The 16,253-nt window shown below is 64.3% G+C and carries 13 protein-coding genes; 4 read left to right on the forward strand and 9 right to left on the reverse strand.

The genetic code is table 11. The features are described 5' to 3' along the window. Positions 1-24: 24 nt before the first annotated feature. Both tal and dusA read right to left on the reverse strand, forming a co-directional pair. Positions 25-945, reverse strand: a complete 921-nt coding sequence (tal, locus tag J5M67_RS16795; protein ID WP_207886473.1) for a transaldolase — start codon at positions 943-945, stop codon at positions 25-27. 62 nt (positions 946-1,007) lie between these two features. Beyond that, on the reverse strand, positions 1,008-2,012 hold the full coding sequence (dusA, locus tag J5M67_RS16800) for a tRNA dihydrouridine(20/20a) synthase DusA (RefSeq protein WP_207886474.1): 1,005 nt from the start codon (positions 2,010-2,012) through the stop codon (positions 1,008-1,010). A gap of 257 nt (positions 2,013-2,269) precedes the next feature. Between dusA and J5M67_RS16805 the strand changes: the two genes are divergently transcribed. After that, a complete protein-coding gene (locus J5M67_RS16805) occupies positions 2,270-3,829 on the forward strand; it encodes a methyl-accepting chemotaxis protein (RefSeq protein WP_207886475.1) in 1,560 nt (519 codons plus the stop codon). A 244-nt stretch (positions 3,830-4,073) separates the two neighbouring features. On the opposite strand, the gene J5M67_RS16810 is transcribed toward J5M67_RS16805, so the two are convergent. The 5 genes from J5M67_RS16810 to puuE form a co-directional block, all read right to left on the reverse strand. Further along, positions 4,074-5,420: a nucleobase:cation symporter-2 family protein gene (locus J5M67_RS16810; RefSeq protein WP_207886476.1), complete on the reverse strand. Its 1,347-nt coding sequence runs from the start codon at positions 5,418-5,420 to the stop codon at positions 4,074-4,076. Between the two features lie 437 nt (positions 5,421-5,857). Next, positions 5,858-7,183, reverse strand: a complete 1,326-nt coding sequence (locus tag J5M67_RS16815) for a urate hydroxylase PuuD (RefSeq protein ID WP_207886477.1) — start codon at positions 7,181-7,183, stop codon at positions 5,858-5,860. 52 nt (positions 7,184-7,235) lie between these two features. Beyond that, positions 7,236-7,742, reverse strand: coding sequence for an ureidoglycolate lyase (locus J5M67_RS16820; protein WP_207886478.1), 507 nt, complete (start codon positions 7,740-7,742; stop codon positions 7,236-7,238). An 81-nt stretch (positions 7,743-7,823) separates the two neighbouring features. Then, a complete protein-coding gene (gene uraD / locus J5M67_RS16825) occupies positions 7,824-8,339 on the reverse strand; it encodes a 2-oxo-4-hydroxy-4-carboxy-5-ureidoimidazoline decarboxylase (protein WP_207886479.1) in 516 nt (171 codons plus the stop codon). Beyond that, positions 8,336-9,271 carry an allantoinase PuuE gene (gene puuE, locus J5M67_RS16830; protein WP_207886480.1) on the reverse strand — a complete coding sequence of 312 codons (936 nt, stop codon included), beginning with the start codon at positions 9,269-9,271 and terminating at the stop codon, positions 8,336-8,338. Before puuE ends, uraD begins: the two co-directional genes overlap by 4 nt. Positions 9,272-9,681: 410 nt before the next feature. Between puuE and uraH the strand changes: the two genes are divergently transcribed. Together uraH and J5M67_RS16840 are read left to right on the forward strand one after the other, a co-directional pair. Further along, positions 9,682-10,035 (forward strand): hydroxyisourate hydrolase, encoded by a 354-nt coding sequence (uraH, locus tag J5M67_RS16835; RefSeq protein ID WP_152224418.1) that lies wholly within the window; start codon positions 9,682-9,684, stop codon positions 10,033-10,035. Positions 10,036-10,197: 162 nt separating this feature from the next. Further along, positions 10,198-11,991, forward strand: a complete 1,794-nt coding sequence (locus J5M67_RS16840) for an ATP-binding protein (protein ID WP_207886481.1) — start codon at positions 10,198-10,200, stop codon at positions 11,989-11,991. Positions 11,992-12,089: 98 nt separating this feature from the next. Here J5M67_RS16840 and J5M67_RS16845 read toward each other — a convergent pair whose 3' ends face one another. Then, the gene (locus J5M67_RS16845; RefSeq protein WP_207886482.1) at positions 12,090-13,436 is read right to left on the reverse strand and encodes an NCS2 family permease; all 1,347 of its coding nucleotides are present in this window, start codon (positions 13,434-13,436) and stop codon (positions 12,090-12,092) included. Positions 13,437-13,834: 398 nt separating this feature from the next. Here J5M67_RS16845 and J5M67_RS16850 point away from each other — a divergent pair, with 398 nt between their 5' ends. Further along, positions 13,835-14,611 carry a GntR family transcriptional regulator gene (locus J5M67_RS16850; protein ID WP_152224415.1) on the forward strand — a complete coding sequence of 259 codons (777 nt, stop codon included), beginning with the start codon at positions 13,835-13,837 and terminating at the stop codon, positions 14,609-14,611. Between the two features lie 314 nt (positions 14,612-14,925). Here J5M67_RS16850 and guaD read toward each other — a convergent pair whose 3' ends face one another. After that, positions 14,926-16,230, reverse strand: a complete 1,305-nt coding sequence (guaD, locus tag J5M67_RS16855; RefSeq protein WP_207886483.1) for a guanine deaminase — start codon at positions 16,228-16,230, stop codon at positions 14,926-14,928. Positions 16,231-16,253: the final 23 nt, after the last annotated feature.

A 16,253-nucleotide genomic window follows, 5' to 3' on the forward strand; every position in this document is an offset into this window, starting at 1 on the left:
CCGGTTTGCGTTTGCGCGCGTGGCTCACCGGCCGGAGAGCAGCGCTTCGAGCCTTTCCTGGTCGCGGGCGAACAGGCGGATGCCTTCGGCCAGTTTCTCGGTGCCCATGGCGTCCTCGTTCATCTGCCAGCGGAAGGCGCTTTCGTCCAGCACCTGGCGCGCTTCGCCGCCGCCGGGTTGCAGCACGCGGGGCAGTTCGCCCTGGGCGTCGGCCAATTGCTGCAGCAGGTCCGGGCTGATGGTCAGGCGATCGCAGCCGGCGAGCTGTTCGATCTGGCCGAGGTTGCGGAAGCTCGCGCCCATGACCACGGTTTCATAGCCATTGGCCTTGTAGTAGCGGTAGATGCGCGAGACGGACTGTACGCCGGGGTCCTCGGCGCCCACATAGTCGCGACCGTTGGCCTTCTTGTACCAGTCGTAGATGCGGCCGACGAAGGGCGAGATCAGGAATACGCCGGCATCGGCGCAGGCGGCGGCCTGGGCGAAGGAGAACAGCAGGGTCAGGTTGGTCTGGATACCTTCGCGCTCCAGCTGCTCGGCGGCGCGGATGCCTTCCCAGGTGGAGGCGATCTTGATCAGCACGCGCTCGCGGCCCACGCCGTGCTCGTCGTACAGGCCGATCAGGCGGCGGGCGCGCTCCAGGGTGGCTTCGGTATCGAAGGAGAGGCGGGCGTCCACTTCGGTGGAGATGCGCCCCGGAATGACCCCGAGAATGTCCTTGCCGACGGCGACGGCGAAGCGGTCGCAGGCCAGGCCGGCATCGCCCTGGGCGCCTTCGGTGGCGCGGGCCAGGTGCTCGGCATAGCGGGGCAGGGCGGCGGCTTTCAGCAGCAGGGAGGGATTGGTGGTGGCATCCACCGGCTTCAGGCGGGCAATGGCGTCGAAGTCGCCAGTATCGGCAACGACCGTGGTGTATTGCTTGAGTTGTTCGAGCTTGGAGGTCATGGCGAGTTTTCCGTGGACGATGCATCGACCTTACCCGAGGCCGATGCGCCGCTCAACGGGACTCAATGACCGGAGAGAAGTTCTCTGGCCTGATCGAGCAGCCCAAGGGAATCCTTGGTCTTGTGGACGTCGACCGAGAGCAATTGGCGGAAGCGCCGTGCCCCCGGGAAACCCTGGGCCAGGCCGAGGACGTGGCGGGTCACGTGGTGCATCGCGCCGCCCTCGGCGATGTGTCGCTCGATGTAGGGACGCATCCGCGCCAGGGCGTCGGCGCGGGTAATGGCCGGCTCTTGCGAGCCATACAGCGCGGCATCCACTTGGGCCAGCAGGTAGGGATTGTGATACGCCTCGCGGCCGAGCATCACGCCGTCGAACACCTGCAGATGCGCGCGGCACTCTTCCAGGGTCTTGATGCCGCCGTTGAGGATGATTTCCAGGTCCGGGAAATCACGCTTGACCTGCGCGGCGATGTCGTAGCGCAGCGGCGGAATCTCGCGGTTCTCCTTGGGCGAAAGGCCTTCGAGAATGGCGATGCGTGCGTGCACGGTGAAGCTGCGGCAGCCGGCGTCGCGTACCTGGCCGACGAAGTCGCAGAGTTCCTCGTAGCTGTCGCGGCCGTTGATGCCGATGCGGTGCTTGACCGTCACCGGGATCGATACTGCGTCGCGCATGGCCTTCACGCAGTCGGCCACCAGCGCCGGGTGGCCCATCAGGCAGGCACCGATCATGTTGTTCTGCACGCGGTCGCTGGGGCAGCCGACGTTCAGATTGACCTCGTCGTAGCCGGCAGCCTCGGCGAGTTTCGCCGCCGCTGCCAGGTCCGCCGGATTGCTGCCGCCCAGTTGCAGCGCCAGCGGGTGCTCGCACGCGTCATGGCGCAGGAAGCGCGCAGCATCGCCGTGCAGCAGTGCGCCGGTGGTGACCATCTCCGTGTAGAGCAGGGCATGGCTGGACAGCTGGCGCAGGAAGAATCTGCAATGTCTGTCAGTCCAATCCATCATCGGCGCAACGGAAAAGCGGCGGGAAGGCTCGGGGCGGACGGCGGCGGTGGTTGCGGCAGTGGTCATCGGTACGTCGTATCTGGCTTCGCAAGGGACGCGAAATCGCTCGCGCCGGCGGAAAGGGCGAAGATTTTACCGGTCTTGCCGGTCGAGCGCACGGAAACCGGCGGACGGTCGCTGTCTTTAGTACGGCCCTCTACCACTAAGGAACGATAGCCGCGGCCCGATGCAGACGGCCTAATGGCCCTGACAAGAACAATCAGGGCTCCCGGCCTATCCTCGCGACATCCCGGTCGAGGGCCCGCCAGAAGAGAGTTGCCGCCATGGATATCGCGCGTCCGCGTATCGTCCTCATCCTTACTCTGCAGACTTGCGGCCTGGTGCTGCTGTTCATTGCGCAGGCGCTGGGCGGCTGGCCGCTCTCACTGTGCCTGTTGCTCGCCGCGGCCCTGCTCTGGGGGCCATGGTTCATCCGTCGGGGCGCTGCGCCGGCCAGCGCGCTGGCGGTGTTGCCGGATGTCGCCGAGCTGACCCGGGAGCTGTCGCGGGGGACCAGTCGCAACGCCTTGTCTGCTGCGGGCGTGTCCTACTCGGTGCAGCGTCTGGTGGAGAAGCTCGAGTCCCAGGTGGTGGCCGCCGAGCAGATCGTCGGCAGTGCCGAGGTGATGATCCATACCGAGCGCGCCACCTCCAACCTGGCTCGCCAGGCGATGGATGCCGCGACCCGTGCGCGGGCCGGCAGCGACCTGGGGCGTGGCGAGTTGCAGTCGGCCATCAATTGCATGCACCAGCTCAGCGAGCGCGCCAATGCCAGCCGGGCGCTGATCGAGACGCTGAATGCACGCAGCGAGGAGATTGCGCGGGTAACCCAGGTGATCCAGTCCATCGCCAGCCAGACCAACCTACTGGCGCTCAATGCGGCCATCGAGGCGGCGCGCGCCGGTGAGCACGGGCGCGGCTTCGCGGTGGTGGCGGAGGAGGTGCGCGGGCTCGCCGGGCGCACTGCCGAGGCGACCGATGAGGTGGGGCAGATGGTCGAGGATATCCAGCGCCAGACCAGCGAGGTGGTGGAGCAGATCCGCCAGTTGGCCGACGACCTGGTGCAGGGTGTCGGCCAGGTGGAAGGCACCGGGCGGCAACTGCAGGACATCGCCGGCCTGGCCGCCACCGTGGAAACCCAGATCACCGAGATCGCCGAGGGCGCCGAGATCAACCGCAACCAGCTGGACAGCCTGTTCGCCGCCGTCGAGCAGGTGCGTGGCGACCTGCGCGCGAGCGACGAGCAGACCCATCGCCTGGCGGAAGCAGCGCTGCAACTGGAAACCCAGGCCGAGACGGTCAGCGAGCGCCTGGCCCAGGTCGCCCTGGACGACTATCACCAGCGCGTCTATGACCTGGCCCGGGAAGGCGCGCAGGCCATTGCCGCGCGTTTCGAGGCGGACCTGGAGGCCGGTCGCATCGCCCTTGGCGATCTGTTCGACCGAGACTACCAACCGGTGCCGGGTACCCGCCCGCAGAAGTACCGCACGCGCTTCGACCGTTATACCGACGAGGTCCTGCCGCGCATTCAGGAGGATCTGCTGCAGCGCCACGAGGGGCTGGTCTTCGCGATTGCCTGCACCGCCGAAGGCTACGTGCCGACCCACAACCAGGCCTTCAATCATCCGCCCAGCGGGGATGTCCAGGTCGACATGCTCAAGAGCCGCAGCAAACGCTTGTTCAATGACCGTACCGGTCTGCGTTGCGGCAGCCACAGCCAGCCGATGCTGCTGCAGACCTATTGCCGCGATACCGGCGAGCTGATGCATGACCTGTCGGTGCCGATCGTCATTGGCGGCCGGCAATGGGGCGGGTTGCGCCTGGGCTACCGTCCGGAGGCCTGAGCGGCTTGTTCACGATGTGCTGCGCTTTGGCATGACTGCGTTAAGGGGGCGCCCCCGGGGGGGCTGTGGCAGATAGCGGGGCCAGTGCCAGGCTCGGTTTCTACCGAACTGCCGAGTTAGAGGCCCGTGCGGGAGTCGGCTCGCTCCTACAAGACGGAGAGGGTCCCGCGCAGACGAAAAAAAGCCGCGCAGGAGTGGGGCGCGGCTGGGAAGCGGGCGCCCGGGAAGCGCCCGCGAAAGGGACTCAGTGATGCCCGCAGAGGGCATCCCGGCCATGTTCGCCAAGGATGTTGAACAGGATGTTCAGCACCACGGCCCAGATCGACGTCATGGCGATGCCGCTATGGGTGATCGGCTCCATCCACTGGGGCAGGGCGGCGAAGAAGTCCGGTCGCACCACCGGCACCATGCCCATGCCGATGCTCACCGCCACCAGCAACTGGTTGCGGCGGTCGACGATGTCCGCTTCGTGAAGGATGCGGATGCCACTGGCGGCGACCATGCCGAACATGGCGATACCTGCGCCACCCAGTACGGCCGGCGGAATCGAGGCGACCACGAAGGCGGCCTTGGGCAGCAGGCTCAGGATGATCAGGAATACTGCGGCGGCAGCGGTGACGTAGCGGCTGCGCACGCCGGTCATCTGCACCAGGCCGATGTTCTGGGCGAACGAGGAGTGGGTGAAGGTGTTCATGAAACCGGCGAAGAACGACGCGCTGGCATCGCACAGAAGGCCGCGGCGCAGGCGGTTGGGGCAGATCTCGGTCTCGGTGACCTTGCCCAGGGCGAGGAACATGCCGGTGGACTCGACGAAGATGATCACCACCACCAGGCACATGGAGAGCACGGGTGCCAGGTGGAACTCCGGTACGCCGAAGTGCAGCGGGGTGACCACGTCGAACCAGGGGCGCTGTTCCATGCCGTCCAGGCTGACCATGCCCATGCTGGCGCCGATGATGTAGCCCAGCAGCATGCCGATCAGCACCGAAACGTTGACCCAGAAGCCTTTCAGGAAACGGTTGATCAGCAGGATGACGGCCAGCACGAAGGAGGACAGGGCGAGGTATTCGACGGCGCCGAAGTTGGCCGCGCCTTCGCCGCCACCGGCCCAGTTGATCGCCACTGGGAACAGGCACATGCCGATCGAGGTGATCACGGTGCCGGTCACCAGCGGTGGGAAGAAACGCACGATGCGGCTCATGAAGGGCGCAATGAGCATGCCGAAGAAGCCCCCGGCGATGGTGGCGCCGAAGATGCCGTTGAGGCCCACGCCGGGCATGCCGGCCATGGCGACCATGCTGCCGACGGCGGCGAAGCTGGCGCCCATCATCACCGGCATGCGAATACCCACCGGGCCGATGCCCAGCGATTGCACGAGCGTGGCGATACCGGCGACCAGCAGGTCGGCGTTGATCAGGAAGGCGATTTCTTCACGGGAGAGACCGGCGGCCTGGCCGACGATCAGGGGGACGGCAACGGCGCCGCCATACATCAGGAGAACGTGCTGGAACCCGACCAGCAGCAGCTGCAGCAAGGGCAGACGCTGATCGACAGGCGAGCCGGGAATGCGGCGTTCAGATACCACGGACATGCAACACCTCGGTTTTTATTGTTGTCAGTCACAGGCTGCCGGACGGGCGCGGCAGCCGGGAGATACTGGCCATCATTCACCCCCGGGGCCGAGCGGGTGAAGCGGTGCGGGACTTTATACTTGCGATATGTATTAGGTTCAATCGATTTTTGTATACAACTCGTCGGTCACGTTTCGTCTCGACGGTGTCGGAAGGCTCTAGGTCGCATGTGTACTGGCCTGTAGGAAAATGTAGCCATACGTCGAATGGACTACATTTTTGTTGCGTTTGTGCCGGTGGAAAGCAATTGCGGACGGAGTCCGCTCCTACGCAAATGCGTGAACCTGGTGTAGGAGTGGACTCCGATCTGATGCATGCGCCGAGGTGGGCGGAAGGCCTTTCGCGGGCATAAAAAAACCGCACCCGAAGGTGCGGTTCTTCTGGCCGTGCCGCAGGCTCAATTAACCTGGGCACCCTTGGCGATCCAGTCGCCAACGAGCTTGCGCTCTTCCGGGGTCATCTGGGTGATGTTGCCCAGCGGCATGACCTGCGAGGCTACGGCCTGCGCCTGGATGCGCGGGGCGAGCTGCTGGATCTGCTGCGGGGTATCGAACATCACGCCAGCCGGAGCGGTGCTGAACATGTTGCTGGTCGGCTTGGCCGAGTGGCAGACGGCGCAGCGTTCCTGGATCACGTGATGCACCTTGTCGAAACCAGCGTCGCTGCCAGCTGCAGAGGCTTGTGCCTGTGCCGGGGCTTCAGCCGCGGCGGGCTTGGCTGCTTCTTCCTTGGCGCGCTCGGCCGGGGTCTTGCCGCCGATGGCGGTTTCCGGCAGCGGCTGGTACTCCACCTTGGCAGGCTGGGCGCTGGCGGCGCTGTCGCTGCTGGGGAAGTTCGGGCCGGTGACGAAGGCCAGGGCGATCATGCCGACAGCGCCGGCGGGCAGGGCCCAGGCCATGCCGTTGCCTTCGTGGCGGGTGTTGAAGTAGTGACGCACGATCACTGCCAGGCCCGCGATGCACGCCAGGATCAGCCAGTTGTAGTGGCTGCCGTAGGTGCTCGGGAAGTGGTTGCTGATCATGATGAACAGCACCGGCAGGGTGAAGTAGTTGTTGTGGCGCGAACGCAGCAGACCCTTGGCCGGCAGCACCGAATCGGGCTCGCGGTTTTCCTCGATGGCCTTAACCAGCGCGCGCTGAGCCGGCATGATCACGCGGAATACGTTACCCACCATGATGGTGCCGATGATGGCGCCGACGTGCAGGTACGCACCGCGGCCGCTGAACACCTGGCTCAGCAGGTAGGCGGCGAGGACGATCAGGGCGAACAGGATGGCGCCGAGCAGGGCAGGGGTCTTGCCCAGCGGGGAGTCGCACAGGGTGCTGTAGATGAACCAGCCTGCGACCAGCGAGCCGATGCCGATGGCGATGGCGGCGGCCGGAGCCAGGTCACTGCCCGGAGCGATCAGATACAGGGTCGGGTTCAGGTAGAACACGATGGTCAGCAGGCAGACGCCCGACAGCCAGGTGGAGTAGGCCTCCCATTTGAACCAGTGCAGGTTGTCCGGCATTTTCGGCGGGGCGAGCTTGTACTTCTCCAGGTGGTAGATGCCGCCACCGTGGATCGCCCAGAGATCACCGGAGAGGCCCTCGCGCGGGTTGGCGCGGTTCAGGTTGTTCTCCAGCCAGACGAAGTAGAACGAGGCACCGATCCAGGCGATGCCGACGATCATGTGTACCCAGCGAACCAGCAGGTTCGCCCATTCGATGAGATGTGCTTCCACTGTCATTACCTCTTGCCCGGACGCCGCTTTCGCGGTGCATGGGCCTCTCTTATTAGTTTAGTTGGGGGTCGAGGAGGAGCTGTTCGTCCTCGGTGAAGAAATGCTCGTCGCAGTTGTTGCCAGAACCGCTGCGATCGACCACCAGGAAGTCATCCCGCTTTTCGATCGTCAGCACCGGGTGGTGCCAGACGCCGCGGTGGTAATTGACGCCCTGCTTGCCGTTGGACAGGAAAGCGCGGACGAGGCCCGATACAGGTACATCGCCAACTGGCGCGACCACGATCAGAAAGGGGTTGCCGAGCAGCGGAATGAACGCCTGGCTGCCCAGCGGATGGCGCTCCAGCATGCGGATGCGCAAGGGCATCTCCAGGGATTCGGCGCTGAAGATGCTGATGATCGCCTTGTCATCGGGCTGCGCCGTTTCGACGGTGGCGAGCTTGTGATAACGGCGGGTGGAGCCGTTGTTGATCATGAAGAAATCGCTGCCTTCGGTTTCGATGACATCACCGAACGGTGCGAAGGCTTCCTTGGTCAACGGCTCGATCTTCAGGGTACGCATGGCTGGCCTACTTATTCGTTGTTCGCATGGATCCCTTCACCTTGATTGCGTCGCAGGGAAGGGGTGTGAAGGTCCGCTCGCTCAGAGCTGCTGCAGGCGGAACATCGCGATCTTGTTGATCTCCGCCAGGGCGGTCTGGAATTCCTGCTCCGGCGTGTTGTGGATGCGCTCTTCGAACGCAGCCAGGATCTGGTGGCGATTGCTGCCCTTCACCGCCTTGATGAAGGGGAAGCCGAACTTGGCCTTGTAGGCGTCGTTGAGTTCGGTGAAGCGGGTGAACTCCTCGGCGGTGCAATCCTGGATGCCGGCCCCGGCCTGTTCGGCGGTGCTGGATGCGGTCAGCTCGCCACGGATGGCGGCCTTGCCGGCGAGGTCCGGGTGCGCGTTGATCAGGGCCAGCTGCGCGTCGTGGCTGGCGGACAGGAGGATGTCGGCCATGCGCTGCTGCAGCAGTTCGATGTCGTTCAGGCTGTCGTCGACGCCCAGGTCATAGGCCTTTTCGGCAACCCACGGGGAGTGCTCGTAGATATCGGCGAAGGCAGCGACGAAGGCAGCGCGGTCGAGGCTGGCCGGAGTCAGGGTCTGGAAGCGGCTCATGCCTTGTTCTCCTGGGCTTTGAACGGATGTTTTTCGTGCCAGTGTTTGGCGATGTCGACGCGGCGGGTGATCCACACCTTCTCGTGGCCCTTCACGTACTGGATGAAGCGTTCCAGCGAGGCCATGCGTGCCGGACGACCGAGCAGGCGGCAATGCATGCCGATGGAGAGCATCTTCGGCGCGCCTTCGGCACCTTCGGCGTAGAGCACGTCGAACGCGTCCTTGAGGTATTCGAAGAAGTCGTCGCCCTTGTTGAAGCCCTGGACCTGGGTGAAGCGCATGTCGTTGGTGTCCAGGGTGTAGGGGATCACCAGGTGCGGCTTCTCGGCGGTGCTCGCCGGGTCCCAGTAGGGCAGGTCGTCATCGTAGGTGTCGGAGTCGTAGAGGAAGTTGCCTTCCTCGCGCACGATGCGGCGGGTGTTCGGGCCCAGGCGTCCGGTGTACCAGCCCTGCGGGCGCTGGCCGGTCAGCTCGGTGAGGATGCGGATGGCTTCGAGCATGTGCTCGCGCTCCTGCGCCTCGTCCATGTACTGATAGTCGATCCAGCGGTAGCCGTGGCTGCAGATCTCGTGGCCGTCGGCGACCATCTGGCGGATCGCCTCGGGGTGGCGCTGGGCGGCCATGGCCACGGCGAAGATGGTCATCGGCAGGTCGTACTTCTTGAACAGCTTGAGCAAGCGCCATACGCCCGCGCGGCTACCGTACTCGTACAGTGATTCCATGCACATGTTGCGCTCGCCCTTGAGCGGCTGTGCGGCCACCATCTCGGAGAGGAAGGCCTCGGACTCCTTGTCTCCGTGCAGGATGCAACGCTCGCCGCCTTCCTCGTAGTTGAGGACGAAGGACAGGGCGATGCGGGCATCGTTCGGCCATTGGGGGTGGGGAATGTTGTTGCCGTAACCGATCAGGTCGCGTGGGTAGTCGGCGCTCACTGCAGTGTTCCTTCTTGTGGTTGGCGGTCTGCGCGGAGTCGATGGACCAGGCGCTGCCGATGATGGGTGCATTGTATACAAAATGTTTGGTGATCTGTAAATACAATCTGCACAACAGTCGTTTCACTTTCCTATAGATGCACGAATCGCCGGGGTAACCCCGTCTGACCGCGTCTTTCGGTGTCTGCAGCCCGGTCGGCAGGCGTCTGGCGCTCGTGTACAGGGGTTGCCGAGAGATGGCTTTTGCAAGGATGGATCACTTTTTTGTATACAATTGATCGCGTTGCTGGGTATATTCGGTTCCGCGCAAACGCACTTGCCGGCTGTCCGTGCGACAGCCCGCCGAATTCGAATCAACAAGACAGAGGAGGAAGGTGTCCGCCGGCGACGCCGGAGACATCGAGAAGCCCATGGGACGCTTGACCACTCACGTACTGGATTCCGCCCACGGCTGCCCCGGCCATGGCATCAAGATCGAGCTGTACCGCGTCGAAGGCCAGCAGCTGGAGCTGATCGCCACCCGCGTGACCAATGATGACGGCCGTTGCGACGAGCCGCTGCTGCAGGGCGAGGACTTCCGCGCCGGCGTCTACCAGCTACTGTTCAACGCCGGCGACTACTACCGCGCCCGTGGTGTCGAGCTGCCCAAGCCGGCATTCCTCGACCAGGTCGTGCTGCGTTTCGGCATCGCCTCCGAAGCCGACCATTACCACGTGCCGCTGCTGATTTCCCCCTACAGCTACTCCACTTATCGCGGTAGCTAGTCGTTCGAAAGACCTTCCCGGACTCTTCGTGGAGTCTTCCTCAGCCCGCCCACACTGCGGGCTTTTTTTTGCCCGCCGTTTAGGGAAATGCGTAGGAATCCCGGGCGTACTGAGAGTAATTGGACTAGAAGGAGTGGGGAAAAATCTGTTTCGAGGAGTGGTATGAGCAGGATTCTTATCGTCGATGAGCAACCGGTGACCCGTCATGCGCTGCGGCTGATGATGGAGGCCGACCGGCACGAGGTGGTCGGCGAGGCGGACAACGGCCCCGATGCCTTGCTCCAGGTGCGCCAGTGCAAGCCGGACCTGATGATCCTCGAGCTGTCGATTCCGCGCCTGGGTGGGCTGGAAGTCCTGCAGCGCCTGGTGGCGCAGGAATCGCCGGTGAAGGTGCTGGTACTGACCTCGCAGGACTCCGAATACTTCGCCGGGCGCTGCCTGACTGCCGGCGCGGCCGGCTTCGTCAGCAAGCAGGAAGACCCGCAGGCCGTCCGCGAAGCGGTGCGCGCCATCGCCCAGGGCCACAGCTATTTCCCCAGTCATGCGTTGGGTAGCGTCAGTGCGGCCGAAGAGGCGGGGCATGGCGAGCTGATCAAGGGGCTGTCGGTGCGCGAGTTGAGCGTCCTGCAACTGCTGGCCCGAGGCCTGAGCAACATCGCCATCGCCGACCAGTTGGCGATCAGCGACAAGACGGTGAGCACCTACAAGGTGCGCCTGATGCAGAAGCTGCATGCCAAGTCGCTGGTGGAGCTGATCGATATCGGCCGCCGGCATGGTCTGGTCGAGGGTGGCGCAAAGGATGAGGAGGCGCAGGCGCCGGGGTTTGGCGAGGAAGAGCGCGTCGAGTTCGATCTGCTGCGCAGCATGCTGGAGGCGCTGCCGCACCCGATCAGCCTGCGTGGCCTGGACGGTCGGATCCGTTATTGCAACAAGGCCGCCTACACCATCCCCGGCAAAACCCGGGAGGAAGTGATCGGCAGCACCCTGGCTGACATGGGAGTCTTCGCCAACAGCCATGAAGGCAAGATGCTTGGGGAGCGGTTTCTTGCCGTCATTGGTCGTGGCGAGCCGATCGATAAGGATGTGGAGTTCCAGACGAGCAATGGGCGACGGGTCGTGCACTTCTGGTCGCGCCCCTACCACAGCAGTCAAGGAGAGTTGGTTGGCGCCATCACAGGTGCTGTGGACATCTCCCAGCGCGACGACCTGATTCGCATGCTGCGAAACACGAATGCGCGCGTAGAGTCGATCAGTCGGGGCAAGAGCCAGTTTCTTGCCAGCATGGGCAGTGAACTGCAGGGGCCATTGCAGAATATTATGGCAATGCTCGATCTGGCCCTGAATCAAGGTGACCCGGAGCGTCGGCGCGAGCCTTTGACGGTGGCGCGCACATTGACCGAGAACCTTCTGCACATGCTGGGTGATCTGCAGATGCTCAGCCGCGCGGAGTCGGGCCGGCTGCAACTGACTCCGGAAGTCGTCGACCTGCGCGTACTGCTGGAGCAGACGCTGGAGAGTGTGCGTGAGCCAGCCGAGGCCAAGGGCTTGGCGTTGGAGGCCGACTTCAAGCTGGCTTTGCATGATCGCGTCTGGTGCGATCCCCAGCCGCTGCGACTGGCCCTGGGCAACCTGCTGGACAACGCTCTGAAGTTCACCGCACAGGGGCGGATCCTGTTGCGTCTTCAGGCGCGAGGACAGGGGCAGGGCATGGTCGGTGTCCGGATCGACGTGGTTGACACGGGGGTCGGTATTGCATTGGAAGACCAGCCCGGACTGTTCGATCCCTTCACCCAACCGTTGGACGGCCAGCAGATTCGACGGGGTGGGAGCAGTCTGGGGTTGGCGCTGTCGCGCAAGCTGATCTGGGCAATGGGGGGCGAGCTCGATGTCAGCAGCAGCCCGGGCGTTGGCAGCGAATTCAGCATTCAGCTGGAATTGCCTGCCGCCGACGCGTGAGAGGCAGCCAGCACATTCTTGTCGGTCTCCCAGCGGCCGATGGAAACGAAAGGCCCCGGCGATGCCGGGGCCTTGTTTTTACAGCTTGCGCAGCCTGATCAGAGGAAGATGAACTTGGCCACGAAGATGGCGCACAGTGCATACAGGCTGATGGTCACGTCCTTGTGGCGGCCGGTGAAGACCTTCATCGCCACGTAGGTCACGAAGCCCAGGGCGATACCGTCGGCGACCGAGAAGGTCAGCGGCATCATGATCACGGTGACGATGGCCGGGATGGTCTCGGTGTGCTCGTTCCAGTCGATGTGGGCCATGCCGCCCATCATCAGCATGGCGACGTAGATCAGCGCGCCGGCGGTGGCGTAGGCGGGGATCATGCCGGCCAGCGGGGCGAAGAACATCGCGGCGACGAACAGGATGCCCACCACCACGGCGGTCAGGCCGGTGCGGCCGCCGGCGGCGACGCCCGCGGCGCTTTCCACGTAGCTGGTCACCGGCGGCACGCCGAGCACCGCGCCGAAGGCGCTGGAGGTGCTGTCGGCCTTCATGGCTTTGGACAGGTTCTCGATGCGGCCGTCCTCACGCACCAAGTGTGCGCGCTGGGCAACGCCCATCAGGGTGCCGGCGGTGTCGAACATGTGCACGAAGAGGAAGGCCAGGATCACGCTGATCATGGTCACGTTGAACGCGCCGGAGATGTCCATCGCCAGGAAGGTCGGTGCCAGGCTCGGCGGCATGGAGAACACGCCGCCGAACTGGACGATGCCCAGGGCGATGCCGGCCACGGTGACGGTGAGAATGCTGATCAGGATGCCGCCGAACACACGGCGGTATTCCAGGACCGCGATCATCAGGAAGCAGATGGCGGCGAGCAGCGGGCCGGGGCTGGTCAGGTCGCCCAGGTGGACCAGGGTGGCGGGGCTGGCGACCACGATGCCGGCGGTCTTCAGGCCGATCAGGCCGAGGAACAGGCCGACGCCGGCGCCCATGGCGAAGCGCAGGCTCACCGGAATGCTGTTGAGCAGCCATTCGCGGATGCGCGAGAAGGTCAGGATCATAAAGGCGATGCCGGAGATGAACACCGCGCCCAGCGCGATCTCCCAGCTGTAGTTCATGGTCTTGACCACGGTGTAGGTGAAGAAGGCGTTGAGGCCCATGCCCGGCGCCAGGCCCACCGGCCAGTTGGCATACAGGCCCATCAGGAAGCAACCCAGCGCCGCGGCAAGGCAAGTCGCGACGAAGGCGGCGCCGTGGTCGATACCGGCGTCGGCCATGATGTTGGGATTGACGAAGATGATGTACGCCATGGTGATGAAGGTCGTGAGGCCCGCGGCGAGTTCGGTCTTCACGGTAGTGCCATGCTGGCTGAGCTTGAACAGACGTTCGAGCAGGCCGCTGGCAGGCGGGCTTGATACAAAGGCTTGTTGTTCTTGTTTGGTGCTTTCCACAGCGGTACTCCTCAACGCTCTTGTTGTTGGTCCCTTGCCGTCGGCCGGTTCACCTGCGTCCCTTGCGCTAACGGAAAGAGTTGTGAGGGTGTGATTAGTTGACCCTTGAGTCAGGAAGTCACGCCGCGATTATGCAGTTGTGTACAAAAACTTCAAATAATGTTTAGTGCCTGAGTGAAAGTTTTTTACAAGCAAAGGCTCGGAATGGTCGCAGGACGATGTCGGACGTGTTCGCCGGGCAGCGCGCCATTGGTGTCAATCACGACTCGCTCGGGATGGCTGCACGATAGTGGCCATTTTGTGTACACTGTTGCCCAATACCTGGCCGACGCCAGCTCTTCGCCAGCCCCCTCGGATTTCGCGCCGGTCCTACTCCGGCTGATCAAGGTTCGACACCCATGACCGACCAGTTGCAACAGATCAGGAAGCAGCCGCGCAATGGCAAGAGCCGCAGCGGCACTCAGGACGAGATCGTCTACGCGCACATCTTCGACGCGATCCTTGAGCAGCGCCTCGCACCCGGCACCAAGCTGAGCGAAGAGGCACTCGGCGAAATCTTCGGCGTCAGCCGCACCATCATCCGTCGTGCGCTGTCGCGCCTGGCCCATGAGCAGGTCGTCCTGCTGCGCCCGAACCGTGGCGCGGTGGTAGCCAGCCCGAGCATCGACGAGGCCCGGCAGATACTCTTCGCCCGCCGCACCGTCGAGCGCGCGATCACCGAACTGGCCGTGGACAACGCCAGCGGCGAAACCCTCGCCGAACTGCGCGACATGGTGAAGCAGGAGCAGTCCAGCTTCGCCCGTGGCGACCGTGGCGCCGGCATCCGCCTCTCCGGCGAGTTCCACCTGAAGCTCGCGGAGATGGCGAAGAATGCGCCGCTGGTGGTCTTCCAGCGCAGCCTGGTGTCGCAGACCTCGCTGATCATCGCCCAGTACGAAAGCGGCGGCCGCTCGCACTGCTCGTTCGACGAGCACAACGAGATCCTCGATGCCATCGAGAAGGGCGACAAGGAAAAGGCCGTGACCCTGATGATGCACCACATGGCGCACATCGATGACAAGCTGAACCTGGATGTGGACGGCGCCTCCGGCGACCTGCACGCGGTGTTCTCGCACCTGCTGGCCGGCAAGAAGAAGCCGCGCCGCAGCAAGGCGGATGCCGACTCGGCGGCCTGATCGCCGAAGCAGAAAAAAAGCCCCGCAGTTGCGGGGCTTTTTCGTTTTCGCAGGAACAGCTCTTTTGGGTCCCCGCGTTCGCGGGGATGACGCAGAGGGGCGCGAATCTCCCCCGTCACTCCCGCGAACGCGGGACAGCGCTTGCGCTGAACGCACTTCAGTGCGGCCCGAAGGGTGAGCGCAGCGAATAGCCCAAAGACAGTTGCTCCTGCAGAGGGGTATTCGCGCGGCATGCGCCGGGGTGGGCAGAAAGAAAAGCGGCCCCGGCGCCGGGTTGGTCCTGAGCGAGGACCCGGCGCCGGAACCGTAAGGGGTCAACCGCGACGATGCACGTTGCGGCCGTGCGCGAAGGTTTCCTTCACGGTACGGTCGTCGCCGAGGATGACCAGTGCGAAGAGTTTTTCCTCCAGGGTCTTGGCCTGCTGCAGGCGGTAGTCCAGCAGCGGGGTGGCCTTGTAGTCGAGGACCACGAAGTCGGCCTCGTTGCCCTGGGCGAAGCTGCCGACCTTGTCTTCCAGCTCCAGCGCGCGGGCGCCGCCGAGGGTGGCCAGGTACAGCGACTTGAACGGGTCGAGCTTGATGCCCTGCAGCTGCATCACCTTGTAGGCCTCGTTCAGCGATTGCAGCTGAGAGAAGCTGGTGCCGGCGCCGACGTCAGTGCCCAGGCCGACCTTGACCTTGTGTTTTTCCAGCTTGGCCAGGTCGAACAGGCCGCTACCGAGGAACAGGTTGGAGGTCGGGCAGAACGCCACGGCCGAGCCGGTTTCCGACAGGCGCTGGCATTCGCCGTCGCACAGGTGCACGCCATGGGCGAACACCGAGCGCGGGCCGAGCAGGCCGTGGTGGTCGTAGACGTCCAGGTAGCCCTTGCGCTCCGGGAACAGTTCCTTGACCCACTCGATTTCCTTGAGGTTTTCCGACAGGTGCGTGTGCATGTATACGCCCGGGTGCTCCTTGAGCAGGCGTCCGGCGGCGTCCAGTTGTTCCGGGGTACTGGTGGGAGCGAAGCGCGGGGTCACCGCGTAGAGCAGGCGGCCCTTGCCGTGCCAGCGCTCGATCAGCGCCTTGCTCTCGGCGTAGCTGCTCTCGGCGGTGTCGGTCAGGTAGTCCGGCGCGTTGCGGTCCATCATCACCTTGCCGGCGATCAGGCGCAGGTCGAGCTTCTGCGCGGCGCCGAACAATGCGTCCACCGACTGCGGGTGCACGGTGCCGAACACCAGTGCGGTGGTGGTGCCGGCGCGCAGCAGTTCCTTGAGGAAGATGCCGGCGACATCGGCGGCATGGGCCGGGTCGGCGAACTGCTTCTCGGTGGGGAAGGTGTAGGTGTTCAGCCAGTCCAGCAGTTGCTCGCCGTAGGAGGCGATCATGCCGGTCTGCGGGTAGTGGATGTGGGTGTCGATGAAGCCGGGGGTGATCAGTGCGTCGCGGTACTCCACCACGTCGACGCCGCCCAGTTGTGGCAGCAGTTCGGCCGCGTGGCCGACGCGGGCAACCTTGCCGTCTTCCACCAGCAGGATGCCGTCCTCGAAGTACTGGTAGGACTTCTCCACACCGACTTCGGCCGGGTCGGCGACGCTGTGCAGGATGCTGGCGCGGTAGGCTTTGGCTTGAGTGCTCATCGATCTCTCTTCAGTCGTGTCTC

This window comes from Pseudomonas sp. 30_B (assembly GCF_017491605.1).
Lineage (GTDB): Bacteria > Pseudomonadota > Gammaproteobacteria > Pseudomonadales > Pseudomonadaceae > Pseudomonas.

What these genes read in the sequence shown, in the direction of transcription:
- J5M67_RS16820 (WP_207886478.1), bottom strand. Translation starts at nt 7,742, where the DNA reads ATGCGTACCCTGAAGATCGAGCCGTTGACCAAGGAAGCCTTCGCACCG.
- J5M67_RS16840 (WP_207886481.1), top strand. Translation starts at nt 10,198, where the DNA reads ATGAGCAGGATTCTTATCGTCGATGAGCAACCGGTGACCCGTCATGCG.
- uraH (WP_152224418.1), top strand. Translation starts at nt 9,682, where the DNA reads ATGGGACGCTTGACCACTCACGTACTGGATTCCGCCCACGGCTGCCCC.
- J5M67_RS16805 (WP_207886475.1), top strand. Translation starts at nt 2,270, where the DNA reads ATGGATATCGCGCGTCCGCGTATCGTCCTCATCCTTACTCTGCAGACT.
- tal (WP_207886473.1), bottom strand. Translation starts at nt 945, where the DNA reads ATGACCTCCAAGCTCGAACAACTCAAGCAATACACCACGGTCGTTGCC.
- J5M67_RS16810 (WP_207886476.1), bottom strand. Translation starts at nt 5,420, where the DNA reads ATGTCCGTGGTATCTGAACGCCGCATTCCCGGCTCGCCTGTCGATCAG.
- uraD (WP_207886479.1), bottom strand. Translation starts at nt 8,339, where the DNA reads ATGAGCCGCTTCCAGACCCTGACTCCGGCCAGCCTCGACCGCGCTGCC.
- guaD (WP_207886483.1), bottom strand. Translation starts at nt 16,230, where the DNA reads ATGAGCACTCAAGCCAAAGCCTACCGCGCCAGCATCCTGCACAGCGTC.
- J5M67_RS16850 (WP_152224415.1), top strand. Translation starts at nt 13,835, where the DNA reads ATGACCGACCAGTTGCAACAGATCAGGAAGCAGCCGCGCAATGGCAAG.
- dusA (WP_207886474.1), bottom strand. Translation starts at nt 2,012, where the DNA reads ATGACCACTGCCGCAACCACCGCCGCCGTCCGCCCCGAGCCTTCCCGC.